This window comes from Leadbettera azotonutricia ZAS-9, assembly GCF_000214355.1.
GTDB lineage: Bacteria > Spirochaetota > Spirochaetia > Treponematales > Breznakiellaceae > Leadbettera > Leadbettera azotonutricia.
In genome coordinates this window covers 1,847,733-1,866,514 of record NC_015577.1, presented here as the reverse complement: position 1 = coordinate 1,866,514, position 18,782 = coordinate 1,847,733, and the positions used below count along the sequence as shown (strand labels likewise).

24 protein-coding genes are annotated in these 18,782 nt (G+C 51.3%); 13 read left to right on the top strand and 11 right to left on the bottom strand.

Annotated elements, in window-relative coordinates:
• The 7 genes from frr to TREAZ_RS08050 all read left to right on the top strand — a co-directional run bounded on the left by frr (position 1) and on the right by TREAZ_RS08050 (position 7,251).
• The gene (frr, locus tag TREAZ_RS08080; RefSeq protein ID WP_015711342.1) at positions 1-555 is read left to right on the top strand and encodes a ribosome recycling factor; all 555 of its coding nucleotides are present in this window, start codon (positions 1-3) and stop codon (positions 553-555) included.
• An 11-nt stretch (positions 556-566) separates the two neighbouring features.
• On the top strand, positions 567-1,277 hold the full coding sequence (gene uppS / locus TREAZ_RS08075; protein ID WP_015711341.1) for a polyprenyl diphosphate synthase: 711 nt from the start codon (positions 567-569) through the stop codon (positions 1,275-1,277).
• Positions 1,274-2,128, top strand: a complete 855-nt coding sequence (locus TREAZ_RS08070) for a phosphatidate cytidylyltransferase (protein ID WP_015711340.1) — start codon at positions 1,274-1,276, stop codon at positions 2,126-2,128. The genes uppS and TREAZ_RS08070 overlap by 4 nt, the downstream gene beginning before the upstream one ends.
• Before the next feature lie 2 nt (positions 2,129-2,130).
• Positions 2,131-3,276 carry a 1-deoxy-D-xylulose-5-phosphate reductoisomerase gene (gene dxr, locus TREAZ_RS08065; RefSeq protein WP_015711339.1) on the top strand — a complete coding sequence of 382 codons (1,146 nt, stop codon included), beginning with the start codon at positions 2,131-2,133 and terminating at the stop codon, positions 3,274-3,276.
• Positions 3,263-4,621, top strand: a complete 1,359-nt coding sequence (locus tag TREAZ_RS08060; RefSeq protein WP_015711338.1) for a site-2 protease family protein — start codon at positions 3,263-3,265, stop codon at positions 4,619-4,621. The genes dxr and TREAZ_RS08060 overlap by 14 nt, the downstream gene beginning before the upstream one ends.
• A gap of 3 nt (positions 4,622-4,624) precedes the next feature.
• Positions 4,625-5,254: a CpXC domain-containing protein gene (locus tag TREAZ_RS08055; protein WP_015711337.1), complete on the top strand. Its 630-nt coding sequence runs from the start codon at positions 4,625-4,627 to the stop codon at positions 5,252-5,254.
• Between the two features lie 122 nt (positions 5,255-5,376).
• Positions 5,377-7,251, top strand: coding sequence for a WD40 repeat domain-containing protein (locus tag TREAZ_RS08050; protein ID WP_169312620.1), 1,875 nt, complete (start codon positions 5,377-5,379; stop codon positions 7,249-7,251).
• Between the two features lie 18 nt (positions 7,252-7,269).
• Here the strand turns inward: TREAZ_RS08050 and TREAZ_RS08045 are convergent, their stop codons facing one another.
• The 7 genes from TREAZ_RS08045 to rpsF form a co-directional block, all read right to left on the bottom strand.
• Complete coding sequence (locus tag TREAZ_RS08045) at positions 7,270-7,566, bottom strand: late competence development ComFB family protein (protein ID WP_015711335.1); 297 nt, start codon at positions 7,564-7,566, stop codon at positions 7,270-7,272.
• A gap of 11 nt (positions 7,567-7,577) precedes the next feature.
• Positions 7,578-8,927, bottom strand: a complete 1,350-nt coding sequence (gene dnaB / locus TREAZ_RS08040) for a replicative DNA helicase (RefSeq protein WP_015711334.1) — start codon at positions 8,925-8,927, stop codon at positions 7,578-7,580.
• Positions 8,928-8,942: 15 nt separating this feature from the next.
• Complete coding sequence (gene rplI / locus TREAZ_RS08035) at positions 8,943-9,605, bottom strand: 50S ribosomal protein L9 (protein WP_015711333.1); 663 nt, start codon at positions 9,603-9,605, stop codon at positions 8,943-8,945.
• 98 nt (positions 9,606-9,703) lie between these two features.
• Positions 9,704-10,711, bottom strand: coding sequence for a hypothetical protein (locus tag TREAZ_RS08030; protein WP_015711332.1), 1,008 nt, complete (start codon positions 10,709-10,711; stop codon positions 9,704-9,706).
• Positions 10,698-11,015, bottom strand: a complete 318-nt coding sequence (gene rpsR, locus TREAZ_RS08025) for a 30S ribosomal protein S18 (RefSeq protein ID WP_015711331.1) — start codon at positions 11,013-11,015, stop codon at positions 10,698-10,700. The genes TREAZ_RS08030 and rpsR overlap by 14 nt, the downstream gene beginning before the upstream one ends.
• 25 nt (positions 11,016-11,040) lie before the next feature.
• Positions 11,041-11,517 carry a single-stranded DNA-binding protein gene (ssb, locus tag TREAZ_RS08020; RefSeq protein ID WP_015711330.1) on the bottom strand — a complete coding sequence of 159 codons (477 nt, stop codon included), beginning with the start codon at positions 11,515-11,517 and terminating at the stop codon, positions 11,041-11,043.
• Between the two features lie 5 nt (positions 11,518-11,522).
• Positions 11,523-11,804, bottom strand: a complete 282-nt coding sequence (gene rpsF / locus TREAZ_RS08015) for a 30S ribosomal protein S6 (RefSeq protein ID WP_015711329.1) — start codon at positions 11,802-11,804, stop codon at positions 11,523-11,525.
• 104 nt (positions 11,805-11,908) lie between these two features.
• Here rpsF and TREAZ_RS08010 point away from each other — a divergent pair, with 104 nt between their 5' ends.
• From TREAZ_RS08010 to rlmN, 5 genes are all read left to right on the top strand, one after another.
• Positions 11,909-12,352: a hypothetical protein gene (locus tag TREAZ_RS08010; protein ID WP_015711328.1), complete on the top strand. Its 444-nt coding sequence runs from the start codon at positions 11,909-11,911 to the stop codon at positions 12,350-12,352.
• 4 nt (positions 12,353-12,356) lie between these two features.
• Positions 12,357-12,905 carry an RsmD family RNA methyltransferase gene (locus tag TREAZ_RS08005; RefSeq protein ID WP_015711327.1) on the top strand — a complete coding sequence of 183 codons (549 nt, stop codon included), beginning with the start codon at positions 12,357-12,359 and terminating at the stop codon, positions 12,903-12,905.
• Between the two features lie 72 nt (positions 12,906-12,977).
• Complete coding sequence (locus tag TREAZ_RS08000; RefSeq protein ID WP_015711326.1) at positions 12,978-13,322, top strand: hypothetical protein; 345 nt, start codon at positions 12,978-12,980, stop codon at positions 13,320-13,322.
• Positions 13,315-14,469, top strand: coding sequence for a tetratricopeptide repeat protein (locus TREAZ_RS07995; protein WP_015711325.1), 1,155 nt, complete (start codon positions 13,315-13,317; stop codon positions 14,467-14,469). Before TREAZ_RS08000 ends, TREAZ_RS07995 begins: the two co-directional genes overlap by 8 nt.
• A 3-nt stretch (positions 14,470-14,472) precedes the next feature.
• Positions 14,473-15,546 (top strand): 23S rRNA (adenine(2503)-C(2))-methyltransferase RlmN, encoded by a 1,074-nt coding sequence (rlmN, locus tag TREAZ_RS07990; RefSeq protein ID WP_015711324.1) that lies wholly within the window; start codon positions 14,473-14,475, stop codon positions 15,544-15,546.
• Between the two features lie 43 nt (positions 15,547-15,589).
• Here rlmN and TREAZ_RS17405 read toward each other — a convergent pair whose 3' ends face one another.
• Both TREAZ_RS17405 and TREAZ_RS07980 read right to left on the bottom strand, forming a co-directional pair.
• Complete coding sequence (locus TREAZ_RS17405) at positions 15,590-16,537, bottom strand: DUF445 domain-containing protein (protein WP_015711323.1); 948 nt, start codon at positions 16,535-16,537, stop codon at positions 15,590-15,592.
• The gene (locus TREAZ_RS07980; RefSeq protein WP_043923389.1) at positions 16,534-16,896 is read right to left on the bottom strand and encodes a Rossmann-fold NAD(P)-binding domain-containing protein; all 363 of its coding nucleotides are present in this window, start codon (positions 16,894-16,896) and stop codon (positions 16,534-16,536) included. The genes TREAZ_RS17405 and TREAZ_RS07980 overlap by 4 nt, the downstream gene beginning before the upstream one ends.
• 67 nt (positions 16,897-16,963) lie before the next feature.
• Here TREAZ_RS07980 and TREAZ_RS07975 point away from each other — a divergent pair, with 67 nt between their 5' ends.
• Positions 16,964-17,950: an omptin family outer membrane protease gene (locus TREAZ_RS07975; protein WP_015711321.1), complete on the top strand. Its 987-nt coding sequence runs from the start codon at positions 16,964-16,966 to the stop codon at positions 17,948-17,950.
• Here the strand turns inward: TREAZ_RS07975 and TREAZ_RS07970 are convergent.
• Positions 17,921-18,337 (bottom strand): (deoxy)nucleoside triphosphate pyrophosphohydrolase, encoded by a 417-nt coding sequence (locus tag TREAZ_RS07970; RefSeq protein WP_015711320.1) that lies wholly within the window; start codon positions 18,335-18,337, stop codon positions 17,921-17,923. The genes TREAZ_RS07975 and TREAZ_RS07970 overlap by 30 nt on opposite strands.
• Positions 18,338-18,339: 2 nt before the next feature.
• Positions 18,340-18,744: a hypothetical protein gene (locus tag TREAZ_RS07965; protein ID WP_015711319.1), complete on the bottom strand. Its 405-nt coding sequence runs from the start codon at positions 18,742-18,744 to the stop codon at positions 18,340-18,342.
• Positions 18,745-18,782 lie beyond the last annotated feature (38 nt).

The window sequence follows — 18,782 nt, the reverse complement described above, 5'->3', positions numbered from 1 at the left end:
ATGGGCGAGGTAGCTGCTGCTTCTGAAGAACGGATGAAAAAAACCGTCCAGAGCCTTAAAGACGGCTTTGGGGCTTTAAGGACAGGCCGTGCGTCTGCGGCGCTTTTCGACAAGATCCGCGTGGATGCGTATGGCGATAAATCCCCCTTGAACCAGGTGGCGAATATCTCCATCCCCGAAGCGCGGCTCATCGTGATCCAGCCCTGGGACAAGGGGCTTATCACGGAAATCGAAAAAGCCATCAGGACCTCCGAGCTTTCCCTCAACCCGTCCAATGACGGCAAGGTGATACGCATTTCCATCCCGCCCCTTACCGAGGAGCGGCGCAAGGATCTGGCAAAGCAGGCCAAGGCCCAAGCCGAGCAAAGCCGTGTCTCAGTCCGCAACACACGCAGGGATGGCAATGAGGAACTCAAGAAGCTCCTCAAAGACGGGAAGCTCACCGAGGATGAAGAAAGCAAGGGGGCGGAGGAACTGCAGAAGCTCACCGATTCCTATATTGCCAAGGTGAACCAGGTTTTGGAAGAGAAAGAAAAAGAAATTTTGGAGAATTAAAGGGGGCGGAGGTGAGTGGTGCAGTCCCGACGCATGTGGGGATCATCATGGACGGGAATGGACGCTGGGCTCAGTCGCGGGGGCAGATTCGCACCCAGGGGCATCTTGAGGGTCTCAAGGCTGCCAAACGTGTGGTCAAGGCCGCAAGCGATCTTGGAATCTCCTACCTCACCCTTTACACATTTTCTACGGAAAACTGGAAACGTACTGCCGAAGAGGTAGGCTTCATCATGGGGCTGGTAAAACAGTACCTCAGGGGCGAATTGGCTTTTTATAAGGAAAACAGGATTCGCATACGCCATACCGGGGACAAGGATAGCCTGCCCCCGGATATACAAAAAGAGCTTGCGAGCGCCTGTGATGATACCAAAGGCTTCACAGGCCTCCAGGTTATTCTGGCCCTTAATTATGGGGGCAGGGATGAGATATCCCGGGCGGTAAACCGCGCGTTGGCTGCCGGCGCATCGAAAACCATTACGCCAGAGATCATCGGCCAATATCTGGATAACCCCGATGTGCCCGACCCGGATCTTATCATCAGGACTGCGGGAGAATTCCGTACCAGCAATTTCCTCCTTTGGGAAGGGGCTTATGCGGAATATTACATATCCCCGAAATTCTGGCCCGATTGGGATTCGTCTGATTTGTCAGAGGCGCTTGAGAATTATGAAAACCGGGAAAGGCGTTTCGGAGGCGTTGCCAAAGGAGTCGTAATAACATGAAAAAACTATTAGAGCGGCTTCTGGTGTTTTTTGTCGGCATTCCTGCCCTCATAGGCATAGTCTTCTTTCTGCCCCAGTTAAACCATGCGGTGTTCAACTGCATGGTTATATGGACCTCGATAGCCGGGGCTATGGAATTTCAGAATATCCTCAAGCAAAAAAATATCGTTATAGGCACTGTGGAAGCCGCAATATTCGGAGGTATCGCCCCGGTTGTCACTGCCGCAGTGGTGAGTTTCAATCTGAATATTGATATCATTTCGTTAAGCATGGCCTTAAGCGCCTGCTGGATAGTGGCATCCCGGGTTTTTTCATCCCAGAACAAACTTGATAGTTATGTAAACCGTACTGCCGCAGGGTTCGCGGTTCTGATATACCCTGGTTTTCTTATGTCATGGATTATCAGGCTTGCCGCTTTTCCGAGGGCGGAAGTTTTAATACTCTTTTTCCTTTTGGTCACTTTTTTGAACGATGGCGCTGCCTGGCTATCCGGCAGGTTCCTTGGAAAAAACAACCGGGGCATAATCGCGGCCAGCCCCAACAAAAGCCTTGCAGGTTTTGCAGGGGGCATTGCATCCTCCATGGCCCTTGGCATTATTGGGGCGGTGAATTTTCCTGATGCCTTTAATTCCGCTCTAATGCCTGGGGCTGCGGCGGGCGCCATACTGGGCCTTGCAAGCGGCATTGCATCTACCCTTGGCGACCTTGGGGAGTCGGCCCTGAAACGCAGCGCCGGCGTTAAGGATTCGGGCACTGTTATTCCCGGCAGGGGAGGCATGCTGGATTCCATAGATTCCCTGGCATTGACTGCGCCGGTGTATTACCTGGCTTATGTCCTGCTCTTCACATAACAATGAAAAAAAAGACAGCTATCCTTGGCGCCACAGGATCCATTGGCAGAAACGCCCTGGATGTGATCCGCCTGGGAAAAGATGATTTTGAGCCTGTCCTTTTTACTGCCCATAAAGATGCCGAAGCCCTTGTCAATTTAAAGAAGGAATTCCCCGGAGCGCTGCTTGCGTTGACCGGTGCGGAAACATCCCCTTCCCCTGAAATAGATTTTATTGGCCTCCATGGTTTATTGGATGCCATAGGGCGCTGCAATGCCGATATTGCCGTCAACGGCATAGCGGGGGCTGCGGGTCTTGAACCTTCCCTTGCTTGCCTTGACGCGGCTATGGATTTGGCCCTGGCAAATAAAGAGACCCTGGTAATGGCCGGCCCTTTGGTTTTTGAGAAGGCAAGGCAGAAAAATGCAAAAATAATCCCTGTGGATTCGGAGCATTCCGCCATCTACAAACTTATAGAAGCCCATGGCAGGGAGAATGTGGAAGAAATCATCCTCACAGCCTCCGGGGGGCCTTTCAGAAACTTCAGCCTCGATAAATTGAAAAACGTTGCGCCTGCAGAAGCCCTGGCCCACCCTACCTGGAACATGGGGCCCAAGATCACCATCGATTCAGCGAGCCTTGCGAACAAGGGGCTTGAGGTAATCGAAGCGGTGCGGCTTTTCGGCTTTCCCCCTGATAAAATAAAGGTTCGCGTGCACCCTCAAAGCATAGTGCATTCCATGATACGCCTAAAGGATGGCGCCGTGTATGCCCAAATGTCCAAACCCGACATGAGGCTCCCCATACACGAAGCCCTCCATTCGCCGGCGACTTCACCATCCCCTTTCGGCTTTCTTGATTTTTCAAACCTTACCCTGACCTTTGAAGAACCCGACATGAAACGATTTCCCATGCTCGGCCTGGCTTACAAGGCATGCAGCCTGGGCCCGCTTCACCCGGCAGTTTACAATGCTGCCAACGAAGAGGCAGTGGAAGCTTTTTTAAAAGGCAAAATTCCCTTCCTTGAAATCCCCCGCATAGTCGGGTATGTTTTAGATGATAGTTGGCCCGGCGATGCTTTGGATCTTGCCCATATCCTGGAAGCGGACAGGAAGGCAAGAGAGAAAGCCCGGGGATTGATAAACAGGAGCACGAATGCTGATAGTTAAGATACTGCTGGGCCTTGTAGGCCTTGGAATTGTGGTTTTTGTCCATGAGCTGGGACATTTTATAGCGGCCCGGCTTGTGGGCATAGATGTAGAAGCCTTTTCCATCGGCTGGGGCAAGCCAATACTGAAAAAAAAGATCGGGGCTGTCGAATACCGCCTGGGGCTTTTCCCCCTTGGGGGCTACTGCAAGATGAAAGGCGAAAATGAATTCCAGGAGGCCTGGGAGAACAAGGAGAAATCCATAAAACCCGTGCCGGGCACTTTTTACGGAACCAGCCCCTTTAAGCGCTGCATCGTTTCGTTTATGGGCCCTTTTTTTAACCTTCTTTTTGCCATTCTGGTAATGTCGATAATCTGGGGCATTGGTTTTGAAGTGAATACCCTTGAGAACCGCATTGTGCTTCTTTCGGATATCAGCCCCGGGAGCGTGAATCCTGCCGATGAAGCGGGCCTTCAAACCGGCGACAGGATTATTGAAATCAATGGCAGGAAAACCGAGAACTATCATGACATACAGGAAAACATTGCCGTAAACCCCGAGGCAAAGCTCCCCCTCAAGGTTGAACGGGGAAGCGAGGTGCTCAGCCTTACTGTAAAGCCCACTCTCGAAAAAAGCACCGGCGCGGGGAGAATAGGCGTCTATTTTTGGACTTCCCCCCTTATTGATGCAGTAGCCGAAGGAAGCCCCGCAGCGGCCGCAGGGTTACAGAAAGGGGATCGCATACTTAAAGTCAACGGTGAAAATTTTGAATACACTGTCGCCCTTATCAAGATCCTTGAAAGCCGTCCTGCGTTTTTGAACATTGAATATGAAAGGGGCGGAAAGGCGCTCAATACGGATATCCGCATCACCTATACCGAAGACGGGCCTGAAGATCCGGGCATGGCATGGGAAACAATTAAATACCATACCCCTGCCCTTAATGTCTTTACTGCTATAGCAAAAGGCGTATCAGAAGCCTGGAAGACTTTTACTGTTTCTGTCCGCAGCCTAACCCTCCTTTTCCGGGGCATTGATCTTACCCAGGCGGTCTCAGGGCCTGTGCGCATTACCTACATGGTAGGGGATGTGGCAACCGAGGGATTTGGACAGAGTTTTGGCGCGGGCATAAGCTCCATGGCGAATTTCCTTGCCCTTATTTCCATTGCCCTCTGCATCATGAATCTCCTTCCCCTTCCCATCCTTGACGGCGGCATGATCCTGCTGTTTATTATCGAGGCCCTCAGGCGCAAGCCCCTTAACCCCAGGGCTATTTACATATTCCAGACCGTAGGCGTGGTGCTGATATTTTCCCTTATGATTTTCGCAGTCTTTGGGGATATTCTTTTTCTGGCCCGGAGGTAAACCATGGAGCAAAAAATCCCCTGTTTTTGCGATAACACTTTTACTGTCGATATTCCGGAGCAAATCGATCTGGATGCAAACACCGAATACATTGATCAAATTATCGATGGGGCTTTTTTGAATTTTACCTGCCCGGGTTGCGGTAAAAAGCACAAGCCCGAATTTGCCATTTCCATTGCATGGCCCGGGAAAAAGGTGCGTTTTGAAGTTTTCCCCGAATTGGACAGGGGGGAATTTTACAGGCGGAAAAAAGAAACCCCCGACAAAGGCCCTCTCGCCAGGGAAACCATTATAGGGTATCCGGAGCTTTCCGATCGCATCATGGTTTACCGCGACGGCCTTGAGCCAATTGCCGTAGAAGCAGTCAAATACTACCTTTACCTGAAGGCGGAAGAAACTTACCCCGACAATGAACTTGAAATTTGGTATGCGTCTTCCACGCCTGAGACATTGGAATTCCATATACACGGCATTAAAGAGGATGAAATTGCAGTAATGAAGATTCCTTATTCGCTTTATAAAAAAACCCTGGATGATTACAGGAAACGCCCTAAAGACGAGATATTCACAGCCCTTAGGGTAAGGTCATATCTTTCAGTGAAAAACACCATGAGGCCCGCGGAATTGAAATGACAAAGCGCAGAGCCAGAGGCTTTTTTTTAATAGCATTAACAGTTTTAATTTTTCCTTCCTTGTCTGCGCAGTCCCGGAATGCTTCCCGGACAGGGGATATAGCAGGTGGGCATAGGGGGGAAGTGAATGCCCTTATCTGCGATCCCAGGGGAAGGGTGCTCAGCGCAGGGGCAGACGGATTTTTGGAAATCTGGGACATCAATGCCAATGCTGCGTCAGAAAGATTCCAGCTGAGCCCGTATTCAATTACGTCCATGGCTTTAAGGCCCGGTAAGGCCCAGGTAACCCTTGTTGAAAGCGACAGTCTCGGGCTTTACCGGATTTCTGCCTGGGATTATGAACAAAAAAAGAACCTTTTTACCCTGCGTTTCCGGGATTCCATAAGCTATGCCAATTATTCCGCAGCAGGCAATTTCCTTATGGTAGCCAGGAGCGGCAGGACAGGCGTCGCATTTATCAATTCTGATACTGGGGAAGTCCTCAAGTCTCCCCAGGAGCTTACAGGCACTGTTGCTTTTGCTGCTACAGGCCGTTCGGAACGCACCATGATTTCGTATATGCCTTCTGGGGTGCTTTCCTATTGGGATCTTGAATCCGGTGAGGAAATACGGCATTTCAATGTGCCCTCCAATATCAGCTCCCCTGTGCTTTTGGGAAACAACCGTTTCTTTGCAGGCTTTGATTCATCTGCCCTGGTGGTACTGGATGCGGTTTCGGGCCAGCTTATACTGAGGGAGAGCAGCATACCCAGGGGAACCATTATTGCCGGGAACAATGAGCTTTCTGAATTTGTCTGCCTTGCGGTTTCGGGGAATTCCGCTACCCTCTATCACCTGAACATCAGCAATTCCGGAAACCTTGAAACAAAAAACCGGCGTCCTGTCCCATCCAATTTGAATCAGGTAAGCGCAGGCGCAGTCATATCGGACAATTCGGTAGTGCTTGGGACCAGGGATGGCCAAGTTTTTGTGTTCAATGGAAACGGCAGCTCTCGCGTTATGAATACCCACTCTCAGCTTCGCCTGCTTGATGCCTCTGTTTCCGGCAGCGCGCTGGCTTTCATCGCTGAAGATTCCAAATTGGGATTCATCCCCCTGGATTATGCCAAGCTTGATTCAAAAAACACCTTGAGGCTTCAGGATGCAAGCCCGTATACCCATGTAAGTTCTGACCCTGCCGCGAACTCGGGCTTTCTCCTCTGGCAGTCGAGTAATACCCGTTCTTTCCCTGTAATAAAAACCCTTTCAGGCCAGCCTGAATATGGCAATACCCAGGATGCGTTTATTGACAAAGTTACCCTGCGTTTCCCCCTGCGTTCTGTGGCGATATTGAAAGACAGGTTCGCGTTTCTTGATTCAGTGGGAAATATAACAGTAACGGATCAAAAAGAAGGCCGTCTTGTTTTCAGCCACACTTCATCGGGAGCCCAGGATGCAGCTTTTATTGATGAAAACAATATGCTCATAGGGCGCAGCGTTGGCACCGGCAGCACTGCTTTTCTTATAGTGAATGTTGCCACCGGCGAAACTGTCCCCCTTTCAATCCCGGCATCCATAGGCGCAGAAATTTACCGGAGCAGCTCCGGCAATCTTTATGGCGGAATCCTCAGCCAAAATCAAAATGGCTATCAGACTTCTGTGCTGATCATCAATACTGCTAACCCTGCCCAGTCCCGCAAACTCATTGAATATTCAAGCGAGGACACCAAATTCACTATGGCCGAAGCCCAGGGCTACCTTGCGACTTCCCTTGGCGGCGACAGGGCTTCCCTTTACCGCACTACAGGAAATACCGAAGCCCGCCCCATCGAAAGAAGCGACGGCCTCCCCCAATCGATTCTGGAAGGCGAGCGCTGGTTCATCGTTATTGATACAGAGGGCAATATATGCTGGCACGATCCCCGAACCGGCCGACTCCTTGCAAGCTTTAAGCTTTACGGAGACGAGTGGGTGCTGGAAAAGGGCAGCAGCACGATCAGGGGAAAGGTGAACAGATAAGCGGTATAACGCTGCCTTTTATTCGTGGCTCGGGTTTTTCCGTACTTTTTCTATGGCCTTGAAAACCGCTTCCCGTATGCTTGTGGCATAGGCTTTTTCGTCCATCGCCCGTGAAGCATAGATGGTCCCTAAAAGCGAAACCCTGTAGAGAGGCTTTACCGAATTGAGGGCCATGGCTGCCATGTCCACCACGCAATCGTTGCATTTGCAGATGGCTTCGGGATATGCTTCAAGCTGGCGTCCGAGGTCTGCAAGAACCAGCTTTTCTGCCTCGTTGATTAAAAGATCGAAATCGTAATCATCAATAAAAGCCATTTAGTAACTCCTTAATGTTTGTCGCCCGCATAAGGGGCAAATTTTGTAAAAGGTTTGAGGAAGGTGAGGTTTATGGTCCCTACCGGGCCGTTGCGGTTTTTTGCCAAAATAAGCTGAACCACCTGGCCTTCCGCCTGGGCCTGCTCCTCTGCGGTTTTTTCCAGTTCCCTGTCGCGGTTGATGAACATGACCATGTCGGCATCCTGCTCTATGGAGCCTGACTCCCTGATGTCCGAAAGGTTGGGCTTCTCTTTTTCTGCCTCGCGGCGCAGCTGGGAAAGGGCCACTATGGGTATATCCAGTTCACGAGCAAGGCCTTTTAATGAACGGGAAACTTCCGAAATAAGCTCATAGCGGGCAAGCTTGGGGTTGTCCGAACCTATGAGGCCAATGTAATCGATAAAGATAATTTCTACCTTCTCCTGGGTCCTGAGCATCCTTGCCATGGCCTGAATGTCAAGGATAGTCATGTGGGGCATATCCACAATGTAGAGGGGCGCCTGGTGTATCCTGTCAGTGGCTGCCCAAATGTTCGGAATATCAGAAGAATCGAACTTGCCTGTCCTGAGCTTTTGGGAATCTATTTTTGCCTCCGCAGAGATGATCCTGAGCATCAGGGATTGATCCGACATTTCCAATGAAAAAAAGGCAGCAGGTGTTTTCTTCTTCCCCATGGAAATATTGGATGCCATGGTCAGGGCTATGGCGGTCTTGCCCATACCCGGCCTTGCCCCTATGACTATGAGCTCAGCCTTTTGGAAACCTGAAGTAAGGGCGTCCAGAGCGTCAAAGCCCGATGGAATCCCCGTGTATTCAGCTTTGGTATTAAAGACGCCTTCAAGATAGGTAAAAGTAGCGTTTATTATTTTACCGACCTTTTTATAAGTAAAAAGGCGCCGGGTATCGCTTAACGCAAAAAGACGCTGCTGGGTTTCTTCGAGCAGAAGCCGGGGATCATTCGTCTCGTCATAGGCTTTGCTGCCGGCAATGCCCGCTGTCTGTATCAGCCCGCGCCTTAAGGAGCATTCCTGGACTTTAAGGGCATAGTAATCGGCATTGGCGCTGGAAGGCACTACATGGGTAAGGCCGGCTATATAATCGATGCCCCCGGCTTCATCCAGCTTCCCGGTTTTCTCAAGCTCCCCCTTGATGGTGAGGAGATCCGCTTTATGCCCTGCGGAATAGAGGCTGATTATGGCTTCATAAATACGCTTGTTGAAGGTGCTGTAGAAATCTTCAGGTTCAAGAAACTGGCGCACCACCGCAATGGCTGTGTCGTCTATGAGCATAGCCCCCAGGGCTGCTTTTTCAGCGTCCTCGTTTTGAGGAGGTATTCTGTCCGCTATGCCCTGGGAGGCCATATCTGTTTCTGAATTTTATTCTGCGGCTGCAGGTTCGGGATTTGCCTGAATTTCGGGAGCCGCCTGTGCCGCGGGCTCGGAAACAGGAGCCCCATTCCCGGCCGGGGCTTCAGGCGCAGCAGCTTCCGCCTGGACGGTGTCCGTCTGGACTGCGTCCGCCTGGACGATGTCCGCATCCCTGCGCCTCTTGCCCCGTGCAGGCTGGGCGGGAGTCCGGCTTTCGGTCTTTATTTCTTGGCCGACAATGGTAATGGTAATTTCAGCCGCAGCGCTTTCGTAAAGCTTAATGGCGGCCTTGTATTTGCCTACGCTCTTGAAGTTGGAGCCAGCCAGCTCGATGCGTTTCCTTTCAATGTGATGGCCCTGCTTTGCAAGCTCGTCAGCAATGGTCTGGCTTGTGACAGCGCCGTAAAGCTTTCCATTGGCCCCTGCGGGCATGGTGATTTCCAATACCAGGGCTTCGAGCTTTTCTTTGAGCCCCGCAGCATCATTGCGTTTTTCAGCCTTTCTGGCTTCAATCTCTTCCTTCCGGGATTCGAAAAGCTTTACAGTCCTGTCGTTATAAGGGACAGCTATACCCCGTGGAAAAAGGAAATTCCTCGCATAGCCTTTGGCTACTTCTTTTACATCCCCTTCTTCTCCCAGGGGGGAGAGATCCTTGTTCAAAATTACTTTCATACCAAGCTCCCGGAGAATTGCTTTGCAATTCTTCTCACATAAGACTCAGGTTCTCCATACGGGGAACCTTTCGGAGCACAGAGCCGAACACGCCGGCTTCACGCCTCCGGAGTTGGAGGCGGCCCCTTGGGTTTCGGCTGCCTGAAGGCAGCCCAATTTTCGGCGATTCCCAAAATGGCTATAAGCCCTAAAAGAACCGCGTTGATGCCAGGGCTAAAAACCAAAATGATAAATGCCAGGGGCAGCAGCAAGCGCAAAAGAGGCGGCGCTGTCAAAAGAAAATGCTGCAAAATCCCCAAGCCCTGGGCAAAATACAGGATAACACAAAGGGCCAAAACATTCCATACCAAAATTTCAGGGGCTGTCCATTTGAATATGCTGCTTGCGAGCACAACCAATATGGAAAACGACAGCACCCAAATAAAATTGGGGTGGACATGGAAAGATCTGAAGCTCGCCCCCCTGTACCGGGACCCGAATATCCGTGCCAGGATGATGCTGGCCTGCCTGCTTATCCAAAAGATAAAAACGCAGGAAACAAGACCTCCGCCCCTCAGAACCAGGGCCTTCATGGTTTCGACCACGAATTCCGGCGTAAGGGAATCCAGCAGGGCGTTTTGCACTACATCGGGGCTTCCCGATTTATAAAAGGAAGTGATACCCTCAATCTGCATTTTTATGGCAGAGTAAAAGGCCGCATCCGCCAATGCCCTGGACAGTATCCCTACGAAAACAAGGGTGCAAAGCACAGAACCTATGACCATGCGCATGGCCCCGTTTACACGGGACAATGCGCCGCCGACCCAAAGGGGAGCAACTATCCAGGTAAAGAAACCGCACATGACGCTGAAATACAATATGTCCCAGGCTGCCTCTAACCCGGGCAGCTTGCCGGCCGCAATGGAAATAAGGGCCACCACAAAGTTGGCGACCGCAGCCATGCCAAAACCCGCCCATGCTGTTTTCGGGCTAAAACGGAATGCCAGAAATCCCAAGGGCACCAAAAAGAAAAAAATGAGGAACCCGCTGCGGATGAAGAAAAGGCAAGCCGCCGCGCCTATCAGGGCCGGAACAAGGGCGGGCTTGCCTTCATCAGTCGGCGACAAAGGGAAGCAGAGCGATGATCCTGGCCCGCTTGATTGCAAGAGCCAATGAACGCTGGTGCTTTGCGCAGGTGCCGGTGATGCGCCTTGGCAGGATCTTCCCCCGCTCGGTGATAAAACGCCTCAGGGTATCGGAATCCTTGTAATCTATCTTCAGCTTCTGTATGCAGAACTTGCAAACCTTTTTTTTGAAGTAGACCTTGCCCTTACCCCGACCGCCTTCACCGTCCCGGCCATCCATGCCTTCATTCATGCCGCGATCCTGCCGTGAAGGCCGCTCGCCATCCATATATTTCTCATCAGACATACTATAATCTCCTTGAAGCCTTTAATTAAAATGGAATATCGTCGGAAAAACCATCATCCCCCGCAGGGGCCTCGCCGCCCCTGTTTTCCGGGGGATAATCGCCCTGGCCGCTGCCGGACGAACCGTAGCTCCCTCCGTTAGAGGGGCCATTGTACTCGCCTGAACCGCTACCGGGATTGCCTCCCAAAAGCTGGACATTGCTGGCCACGATTTCGACTTTGGAACGGTTTTGGCCGTCCTGCTGCTGCCATCGATCCTGGCGGAGTTCGCCGTCAACGCCCACAGCCTTGCCTTTAACCAGAAGCTTGGCCACTGCTTCGCCCATTTTGCCCCAAAGGACTATGTCGAAATAGTTGGCTTCGTTTTCCCACTGGTCGCCGTTCTTGCGGCGCCGGTTGATGGCAAGGGAAAATTTGCAGACCGCCTGCCCGGAAGCCGTGTATTTAAGCTCCGCGTCCCGGGTCAGCCTGCCTACCAGTACCACATGGTTGATATCGGCCATAAGCCTTATTCTTCCACTCTTACAAAGAGATACTTGAGCAGATTGGCATTGAGTTTAAAAATCCGGTCAAGCTGGGTGATCTTTTCAGGATCTGATTGGATGGTGAAAAGAACGTACTTGCCTCGGCGCCTTTTCCTGATTTCGTAAGCCAGATCGCGATCGCCGTTTTCATCGGTTTTTTCGATGACGACTCCGTGGTTTGCCAGGTCGCTGAGCAGAAGCTCGCGGCCCACTTTGTGCTGGTCATCTTCCAATGGGAAAATGACCGTCAGTTCGTACTGACGCATGGGTCCTCCTTGTGGACATGGCCTGCCAGGGGCAGGCAAAAAGGTACCTTAAATATACCAAGTAAATCTATCTTATTCAAGCCTCCGGCCGATAATTTAGATAAATGAATAGACAGATAAATTTCGAAGACAATATCTATATAACCCTGGTCCGCATCAAACTGATACGGGATCTTTTTGCCCTGGACACGGACCCCGGGCTCTTCCTGGACAAAACCCTTGAGGACATCGACTTTATAGACGCCACCCTCCAGGCCCTGCAAGCCCAAATGCAGGAGCGCCTCCGTTTTATAGAGCGGGAGGAGCTTCTGAACCACCTCGCGGAGCTTGAATTGCAGTTTAGCCAGGCTCTTTCCGAGTTCCTGAACAGCAAGGGGACTGTTTCAGCCCAGGAATTCCCGGCCATTAGGGACAAGATAACTATTTTAAGGACCCGGAGCCTGGACAGGCGCAAAACGTCCGAGAATGCGGCAGTTTCCATAGCGGACTTTTCAGAAGGCCCGGCAGTAAGTTCCGACGAACTCAACGAGCTTCTTAAAGATTTTTAGATAAATGCGCATCACTGGCGGAACCCTTGCCGGAAGGCAAGTAAAAGTACCTGAAGGGGTCATACGGCCCGCCATGGATCGCATGCGGGAATCGGTATTTGCCTCCCTTGGGGATCTCACGGGCCTCTCCTTCCTCGACTTGTTCACCGGCTCGGGCATCATAGCCCTGGAGGCGGCTTCCCGGGGAGCTTCGTACATCGAAGCAGTAGAAATGGACCCAAAAAAACGGAAAACCCTCCTTGAAAACGTTTCCATTGCCCCGGTAAGGGTTAATTGCCGCTTTATGGCAGCGGAATTATACGTGAAACGGGCAAAAAAAGCCTTTGACCTTGTGTTCTGCGATCCCCCCTTCCCATATCAATACAAATGGGAACTGGTGGAGGCGATTTCGGCTTCCCCTCTTATAAAAACAGGCTCAAAGCTCCTTATCCACAGGCCCAGGGAGGATTTCCATGACGACCCCATCCCGGGGCTGGAGAAATTCGACTCCAGGGAATACGGGCGTTCAGTAGTGGATTTCTATAAATCGTTAAAAAATGGAGATTTTTTATAAAATCTCTTGAATTTTTCCACAAAATGATAAATAATCAATAAAAGATTCGTATATTATATTAACGGGCCGGAGATGGATTATAAAAAGATTTTTGAGAATAAAGAAGATCAAAACGTCTTTATAAAAACTACTGTCAAACCTCCCATTGATGGCGCCGCAAAGGCAGCCCTGAACCGCAAAGGCAACGCCCTTTTCAATTCCGGGGACATTGAAGGCGCCAGGAGAATCTACCTTACTACTGGCTATTCCGACGGGCTTGCCCGGATCGGCGATTTTTACAAATCCAAAGGCCGTTTGCTTGACGCCTTAAGGATGTATTGGGTTGCGCCGGATCACAGCAAGGCGGAACCGATTATCATGCAACTTTCGGCGCTTATACAATCCATGCTGAAAGAAGGGGATTACACCAATGAGTGACTTGTTTAATGAACTCCCCGGCCCTCGGAGCGGGGAGACTGAGGAAAAAAGCGGGGGCCCTGACGATAACCAGGAACTCACCGCGATTTCCGAACTCTCAAAGAAGGGCTACAAATATTTACGGGAAAACCGGATTGAAGAAGCGGTCGACTGCTTCAGCCAAATCCTCAAGGTTGATGAAAACAACAACTACGCCCTTGTAGGCATGGGCGATGCCACCCGCAAGCGGGGCAGCTTCAAGGATGCGGTAATCTATTACCAGCATTGCCTGTCCTATCATCCAGGGAACAACTATGCCCTGTTCGGTCTGGCTGATTGCTTCAAAGCCATCAACCAATTCCATAAAGCCATAGAAATCTGGGAGCAGTACCTGCTCCATGACGATAAAAGCATCACTGTCCTTACCCGTGTGGCAGACGCCTACCGCAAGGTTCGGGATTTTAAGCATTCCAAGGCAGTGTACCTCAGGGTGCTGGAAATAGAGGCCGATAACCCCTACGCCATTATAGGCCTGGGCTATCTCCATTACGACTTTAAAGAATACCTGGATGCCCTTTTCTATTGGGAAAAGATGATCGAGGTCAACAAGGACAATGTTGATATCAGGGTGCTGACATCCATTGGCAACTGCCACCGGAAGCTCAAAACTTTTGAAAGCGGCATTGCCTACTTCGAAAAAGCCCTGCAGCGTGATCCCGGCAACTTCTATGCCCTATTCGGCCTTGCGGACTGTTACCGGGGCCTGAACCAGCAGGATCGCTCTTTGGGCTATTGGAACCGGATACTGGAACAGGATCCCCGGAACAAAGTCATCCTCACCCGGGCAGGCGACGCCTATCGCAACATAAACCAGTACGAAAAGTCCGTGGACTATTACGAGCGGGCCCTGAATATCGAATTCGACACCTACGCGGTACTTGGCCTTGCCCTGGTTGCCAAATCCCAGGGCAAATTCGACGAAGCCCAGGAATCCCTGCGCCGCCTTATCCAGCAGGACCCCAAAAATTACCGCCTCTACATTGAACTTGCGGACTGCCGTCTCAGGAAAGGCGACAGGCACGAGGCTGTGGAAATCCTCGAAAATTTCCAGCGCCAGGGCCTGCGCAACAATGCGGTAATCGAATTTTTGGAAAGGATTCGATACTAAACAATGGCCAGGCCCGCCCTTGCAGGGCTGTCCCTCAAGGAAATCTGCGGGCTGCTTCCCCATCTGCCTGGTTTCAGGCATAAACAGATTTGCCAGTGGATATGCGCGGGGGTGGAAACTTTTGAGGGGATGAACAACCTCCCCAAGGCTTTGCGTGATGAACTGAACCAAAACTACCGGCTTTATGACGGGAAAACCAGCAATTGCCTCGAAGACGAAGATGGCACAGTCAAGCTCCAGATAACCCTGGAAGACAATAGCAAAATAGAGGCGGTGATCCTTTCTGACGGCGAAGGCAGAAAAACAGCCTGCATCTCTACCCAGGCGGGCTGCCCCGCAGGCTGCCTGTTCTGCAAAACAGGCAGCCTTGGCTTTACCCGGAACCTCACGAGCACAGAAATGGTTTCCCAATTCCTCTTTCTCCGCCAAAAATCCTCAGGAACCCCTGCCGGGCCCGGAGGGCAAGGTTCGTCTCCGGGTATTTCCCACATAGTCATTATGGGTATGGGGGAGCCTCTCCTGAATCTGGAAGAACTGCGAAAGGCAATCGCCTTCTTCTGTGATGAGGGCGGCCTCAACATCTCCAAACGGCGCATCACCCTTTCCACCAGCGGCATTGCCAAAGGCATTCAAGACCTGGCGGCCAATGGCCCCGACATACGCCTTGCGCTTTCATTGACTACCGCGAGGCAGGATCTGCGCAAGCGGCTCATGCCCTTTTCCGACCCCTTGCCCGATCTGAAAGAAGCCCTTGTCCACTATCAGAAAAACCAAAACCGGCGCATCACCCTGGAGGCGGTCCTCCTGGGCGGCTTGAACACAAGCCAAAGCGATGCAGCCGCCCTTGCCGGTTTTGCAAGGGGCCTGGATGCAGTGGTGAACCTCATCCCCTGGAACCCCGTGGAGGGGCTCTTTTTCGAAGGGAAGCCTCTTGCCCCTCCCCTCCCCGGCAAAGTCAGAACCTTTGCCAGGGCACTGGAAACCCTTGGCCTGAACGTTACCCTCCGCTACGAAAAAGGGAGAGGCGTGAACGGCGCCTGCGGGCAACTGGGGGAACTCCGCCGAAGCCCGGCATAAAATATGAATTATTCGTGGCGAGAGGGTTAATACCCCTCTCCTATCAAATCACCTGGGCCAGCAACACCTGTATTCCGCCAATCAACGCTCCCAGGATTCCGCCGAAGACGTTTATCCATTTTAGCTGGCCTGCCATTACATCAAGGACTATGCGCTCAACCTGGAGCATGTCCAGGGAATCGATACGGTCGGAGACCAGGGTCCTGACATTGATGGTTTTAAGGAGGGAATCTATCTGCTCCGTGGCAGTGGAGAGGATCTTTTCGGCAAGGAAGGCATCAAGGCGGGATTTTTTCCCCGTATCAAAATCGAGGAGCTTTTTAAGATTGGCATTGGCGTTTTTTGCCGGGAAGCTTTGGATTTCTTCTTCCATGGTTTTAAGGATTTTGGCCTTGGCCTCGGGGGAATCGAGGAGGGCTTCAAGCTGAAGGATAAGATCTTCGATTATCACGGGCATCTTTTCCTTGAGGGTGCTGTCAAATTGGCCTGCGGAAACGAAAAAACGTTGAAAAGGGTTGAGTTTGTCTATAGTGCTGGCAACGAGGCGTCGGCCCTGGTTTTCAAGGGCAAGCTTTATGTCATTGCGGTTAAGCAAGCCTATAATGCCCCTGGCCGCTTTGGGGTATACAATTTCAGCCCCCTCCCGGGCAAGCCCGGAGATTTTTGCATCCCAATCGGCCGGCGGAAGGGCAAGCAGCCTCGCGGTATAGGCTGAAATGGACAAGCCCAGGGCTTCCTTCGTGTCCTGCCGGGAAAAGCGTTCCTTGAGGATTTCAGGGGTAATAAGCTCCCGCTCTACCATGCGGCCTATGCTTTCTGCCAGTTTATGCCGCTCCCTGGGCAAAATGCCCGGGGTAAAAGGCAGGCGTATGCCCAGTATGCGCACTTCCTTCAAAGGGCGGAAAAGCATTTTGATGGCAATTGCATTGGTGACGTACCCTATTATGGCGCCCACCAGGGGCGGGATGATCCAGGGAAGGATGGCTATCATGGGGTCATGGCTTCCGATGCGGTGAGGGCCCGGCTTTCGTTGTCATAGACTTCCACTGCCGATTCCCTGAGCCAGCCCTGGATTTTTCCGCCAGGGGCGCCCTGATAATCGGATTCTATCAATACCCATAATTCGGCATTCCCTTGGTCGGTAAGTGAGCGTCGTTCAATGATTTTAACCAGAGAACCTTTCCGGAGATAGCCCAGAGAAACACCGTTCTGCCCTGCCTTATCCCCCACATGGGTAAAGGATGCATTCACCACTCCATAGCCTATAGAATCCCTTGCCAGGGGATCAGTGGGCGGAGGCTCCAGGGGGGATTCTTCCTGGCCTTTGGCACAGGAGCATAAAAGCGCCATAAACAACAATGCAACTGCTTTAGAGATGACTTGACGGTGTTTGGCTTGAAGCCCTACTCTCATAACAATGAAGAATATACCCGCTTTCGCGGTTTTAGTCATCATGTTTGTCCTCATTCCTCCCGGAACCGAGGCTGAAAGCGCTTTTGGTTTTTCCATAGAGCCGTCCTTTGGGATTTTATTGGGCAAGGCTGAAGAAATAGTATATAAAAAACCTGATTCCGATGCCTTGCTCAGCCAGCTCCTTTGGGAATTAAGGCCCCTTGTGTACGCGGGGATGGATTTGGAATTCGGCCCCAGGCGTCCCTGGATCAAAAGCGGCTTTTTTGCGGAGGCTGCAATAAAATACGGGCTTCCCCTAAAGACAGGCAGCATAGAGGACAGGGACTGGCAAGCCCCCGGAGGCCAAACATACCTTACCAACTTTTCAAAGCACGACAGCTATTTGGAAAAAAACGGGGCGATTTTTGCCGATCTTTCCGCAGGGTATTCATGGGCCTTGCCCTGGCCAATATACATCAGGGCTTTTGCGGATTTTTCCTATATCCGCCTGGCCTGGAATTCCCGGGATGGCTATATTCAGTACGCCCCTTTGAACGAACACTATGAATACGATGAGCCCTGGAATGAAAACCTGCCCAAAATCCCCCATAATGGGCCGGCAATAAATTATCAGCAAAATTGGCTGCTTCTTTCCCCCGGTCTATTGTTCGGGTTTCAGGGATCAGAGCATTTTTCCATAAGCGTTTTTGCCCTCGTCACCCCTCTGATCCGCTCTGTCAACATTGATGAGCACATGGCGTCCCAGAAGATCGTGCGCTATGAAGATTACCTTTACGGGGGCGTGGCTTTAAAATATGGGACTGAAATAAGTTTTTCTCCCTCAAGGAGATGGGAATTCCTGTTTGCTGCGGATCTGCAGCGCATCAATGGCTCCAGGGGCAGCACCTACGAAAAGGCAAGCACCAGCTCCTACTATTCCGAGCATCCTGACGGGGGCGGCGGGGGCTTTATGATAGTGAATTTAGGACTTTCCGCAAAACTGCATTTTTAAGGCCGGCAGCAGCTTCAAGTCCGAATCGGCAAAATCCATTTTTTCAATTTCTTCCAGGCCGGCCCAGCTCCATTCGCTGTGCTCTGCGAGGGTAAAATTTTTGGAATTGAAATAGACACGGTATGCGTGGAGGGTATATTTATTCCCCTTGTGCTCGAATTCAGCTTCCGCAAGCTTGCTGCCTATGGCAATGGAAACGCCGAATTCTTCCAGATATTCCCTGACAAGGGCCTGTTCGTCATTCTCGCCTTCTTCAGCTTTGCCGCCCGGAAATTCCCACTTGCCCCCCATATCGCCGCCCGGAAGACGGCGGGCTATGAAGAAGCGGTTTTCTTCGGAGGCAATCCCTGCCACGGATCTCTTTTCATTGGCAATGCAATTTGCCATGACTAGAGGAGCAGCACCTTGGGGAAGAGGAAATGCAGGGATGCTACAGCAATGGCAACATACCCTACTATTTTTTTATTGCGAATCAGCACATGGCTGAAGCTCTCGCCTTCTTCAACGCCGATATTTGCATGGCCTTTGTAGTACTCGATAACCAGGATGAAGCCTGTGAAAAAGCCAACCACTGCGGGGATTAGGTCGCCGATGACAGGAAGATCCCCCTCTACAGAAGAGAGGAGCTTGAGGATTCCGGTCACCATGCCAAGTATGCCAATAACGAGCTTTACAGTTTCATCTTTCAGGGAAAAACCCGGACGTATCTCAAGGGAATCTGCATCATCATTGGAAATGAGAATGTAGCCGGCCAGGACATTGAAAAATATGGACAAAAAATAAAATTGTATCATTCACTTCCCCATTTTTATAATTATAGCGCATTTTCAAG

Coding starts and splice junctions, on each gene's coding strand:
- frr (WP_015711342.1), top strand. CDS start 1: ATGGGCGAGGTAGCTGCTGCTTCTGAAGAACGGATGAAAAAAACCGTC.
- TREAZ_RS08070 (WP_015711340.1), top strand. CDS start 1,274: ATGAAAAAACTATTAGAGCGGCTTCTGGTGTTTTTTGTCGGCATTCCT.
- dxr (WP_015711339.1), top strand. CDS start 2,131: ATGAAAAAAAAGACAGCTATCCTTGGCGCCACAGGATCCATTGGCAGA.
- TREAZ_RS08060 (WP_015711338.1), top strand. CDS start 3,263: ATGCTGATAGTTAAGATACTGCTGGGCCTTGTAGGCCTTGGAATTGTG.
- TREAZ_RS08055 (WP_015711337.1), top strand. CDS start 4,625: ATGGAGCAAAAAATCCCCTGTTTTTGCGATAACACTTTTACTGTCGAT.
- TREAZ_RS08045 (WP_015711335.1), bottom strand. CDS start 7,566: ATGGCTTTTATTGATGATTACGATTTCGATCTTTTAATCAACGAGGCA.
- dnaB (WP_015711334.1), bottom strand. CDS start 8,927: ATGGCCTCCCAGGGCATAGCGGACAGAATACCTCCTCAAAACGAGGAC.
- rplI (WP_015711333.1), bottom strand. CDS start 9,605: ATGAAAGTAATTTTGAACAAGGATCTCTCCCCCCTGGGAGAAGAAGGG.
- rpsR (WP_015711331.1), bottom strand. CDS start 11,015: ATGTCTGATGAGAAATATATGGATGGCGAGCGGCCTTCACGGCAGGAT.
- ssb (WP_015711330.1), bottom strand. CDS start 11,517: ATGGCCGATATCAACCATGTGGTACTGGTAGGCAGGCTGACCCGGGAC.
- rpsF (WP_015711329.1), bottom strand. CDS start 11,804: ATGCGTCAGTACGAACTGACGGTCATTTTCCCATTGGAAGATGACCAG.
- TREAZ_RS08010 (WP_015711328.1), top strand. CDS start 11,909: ATGAATAGACAGATAAATTTCGAAGACAATATCTATATAACCCTGGTC.
- TREAZ_RS08005 (WP_015711327.1), top strand. CDS start 12,357: ATGCGCATCACTGGCGGAACCCTTGCCGGAAGGCAAGTAAAAGTACCT.
- TREAZ_RS08000 (WP_015711326.1), top strand. CDS start 12,978: ATGGATTATAAAAAGATTTTTGAGAATAAAGAAGATCAAAACGTCTTT.
- TREAZ_RS07995 (WP_015711325.1), top strand. CDS start 13,315: ATGAGTGACTTGTTTAATGAACTCCCCGGCCCTCGGAGCGGGGAGACT.
- rlmN (WP_015711324.1), top strand. CDS start 14,473: ATGGCCAGGCCCGCCCTTGCAGGGCTGTCCCTCAAGGAAATCTGCGGG.
- TREAZ_RS17405 (WP_015711323.1), bottom strand. CDS start 16,537: ATGATAGCCATCCTTCCCTGGATCATCCCGCCCCTGGTGGGCGCCATA.
- TREAZ_RS07980 (WP_043923389.1), bottom strand. CDS start 16,896: ATGGCGCTTTTATGCTCCTGTGCCAAAGGCCAGGAAGAATCCCCCCTG.
- TREAZ_RS07975 (WP_015711321.1), top strand. CDS start 16,964: ATGAAGAATATACCCGCTTTCGCGGTTTTAGTCATCATGTTTGTCCTC.
- TREAZ_RS07970 (WP_015711320.1), bottom strand. CDS start 18,337: ATGGCAAATTGCATTGCCAATGAAAAGAGATCCGTGGCAGGGATTGCC.
- TREAZ_RS07965 (WP_015711319.1), bottom strand. CDS start 18,744: ATGATACAATTTTATTTTTTGTCCATATTTTTCAATGTCCTGGCCGGC.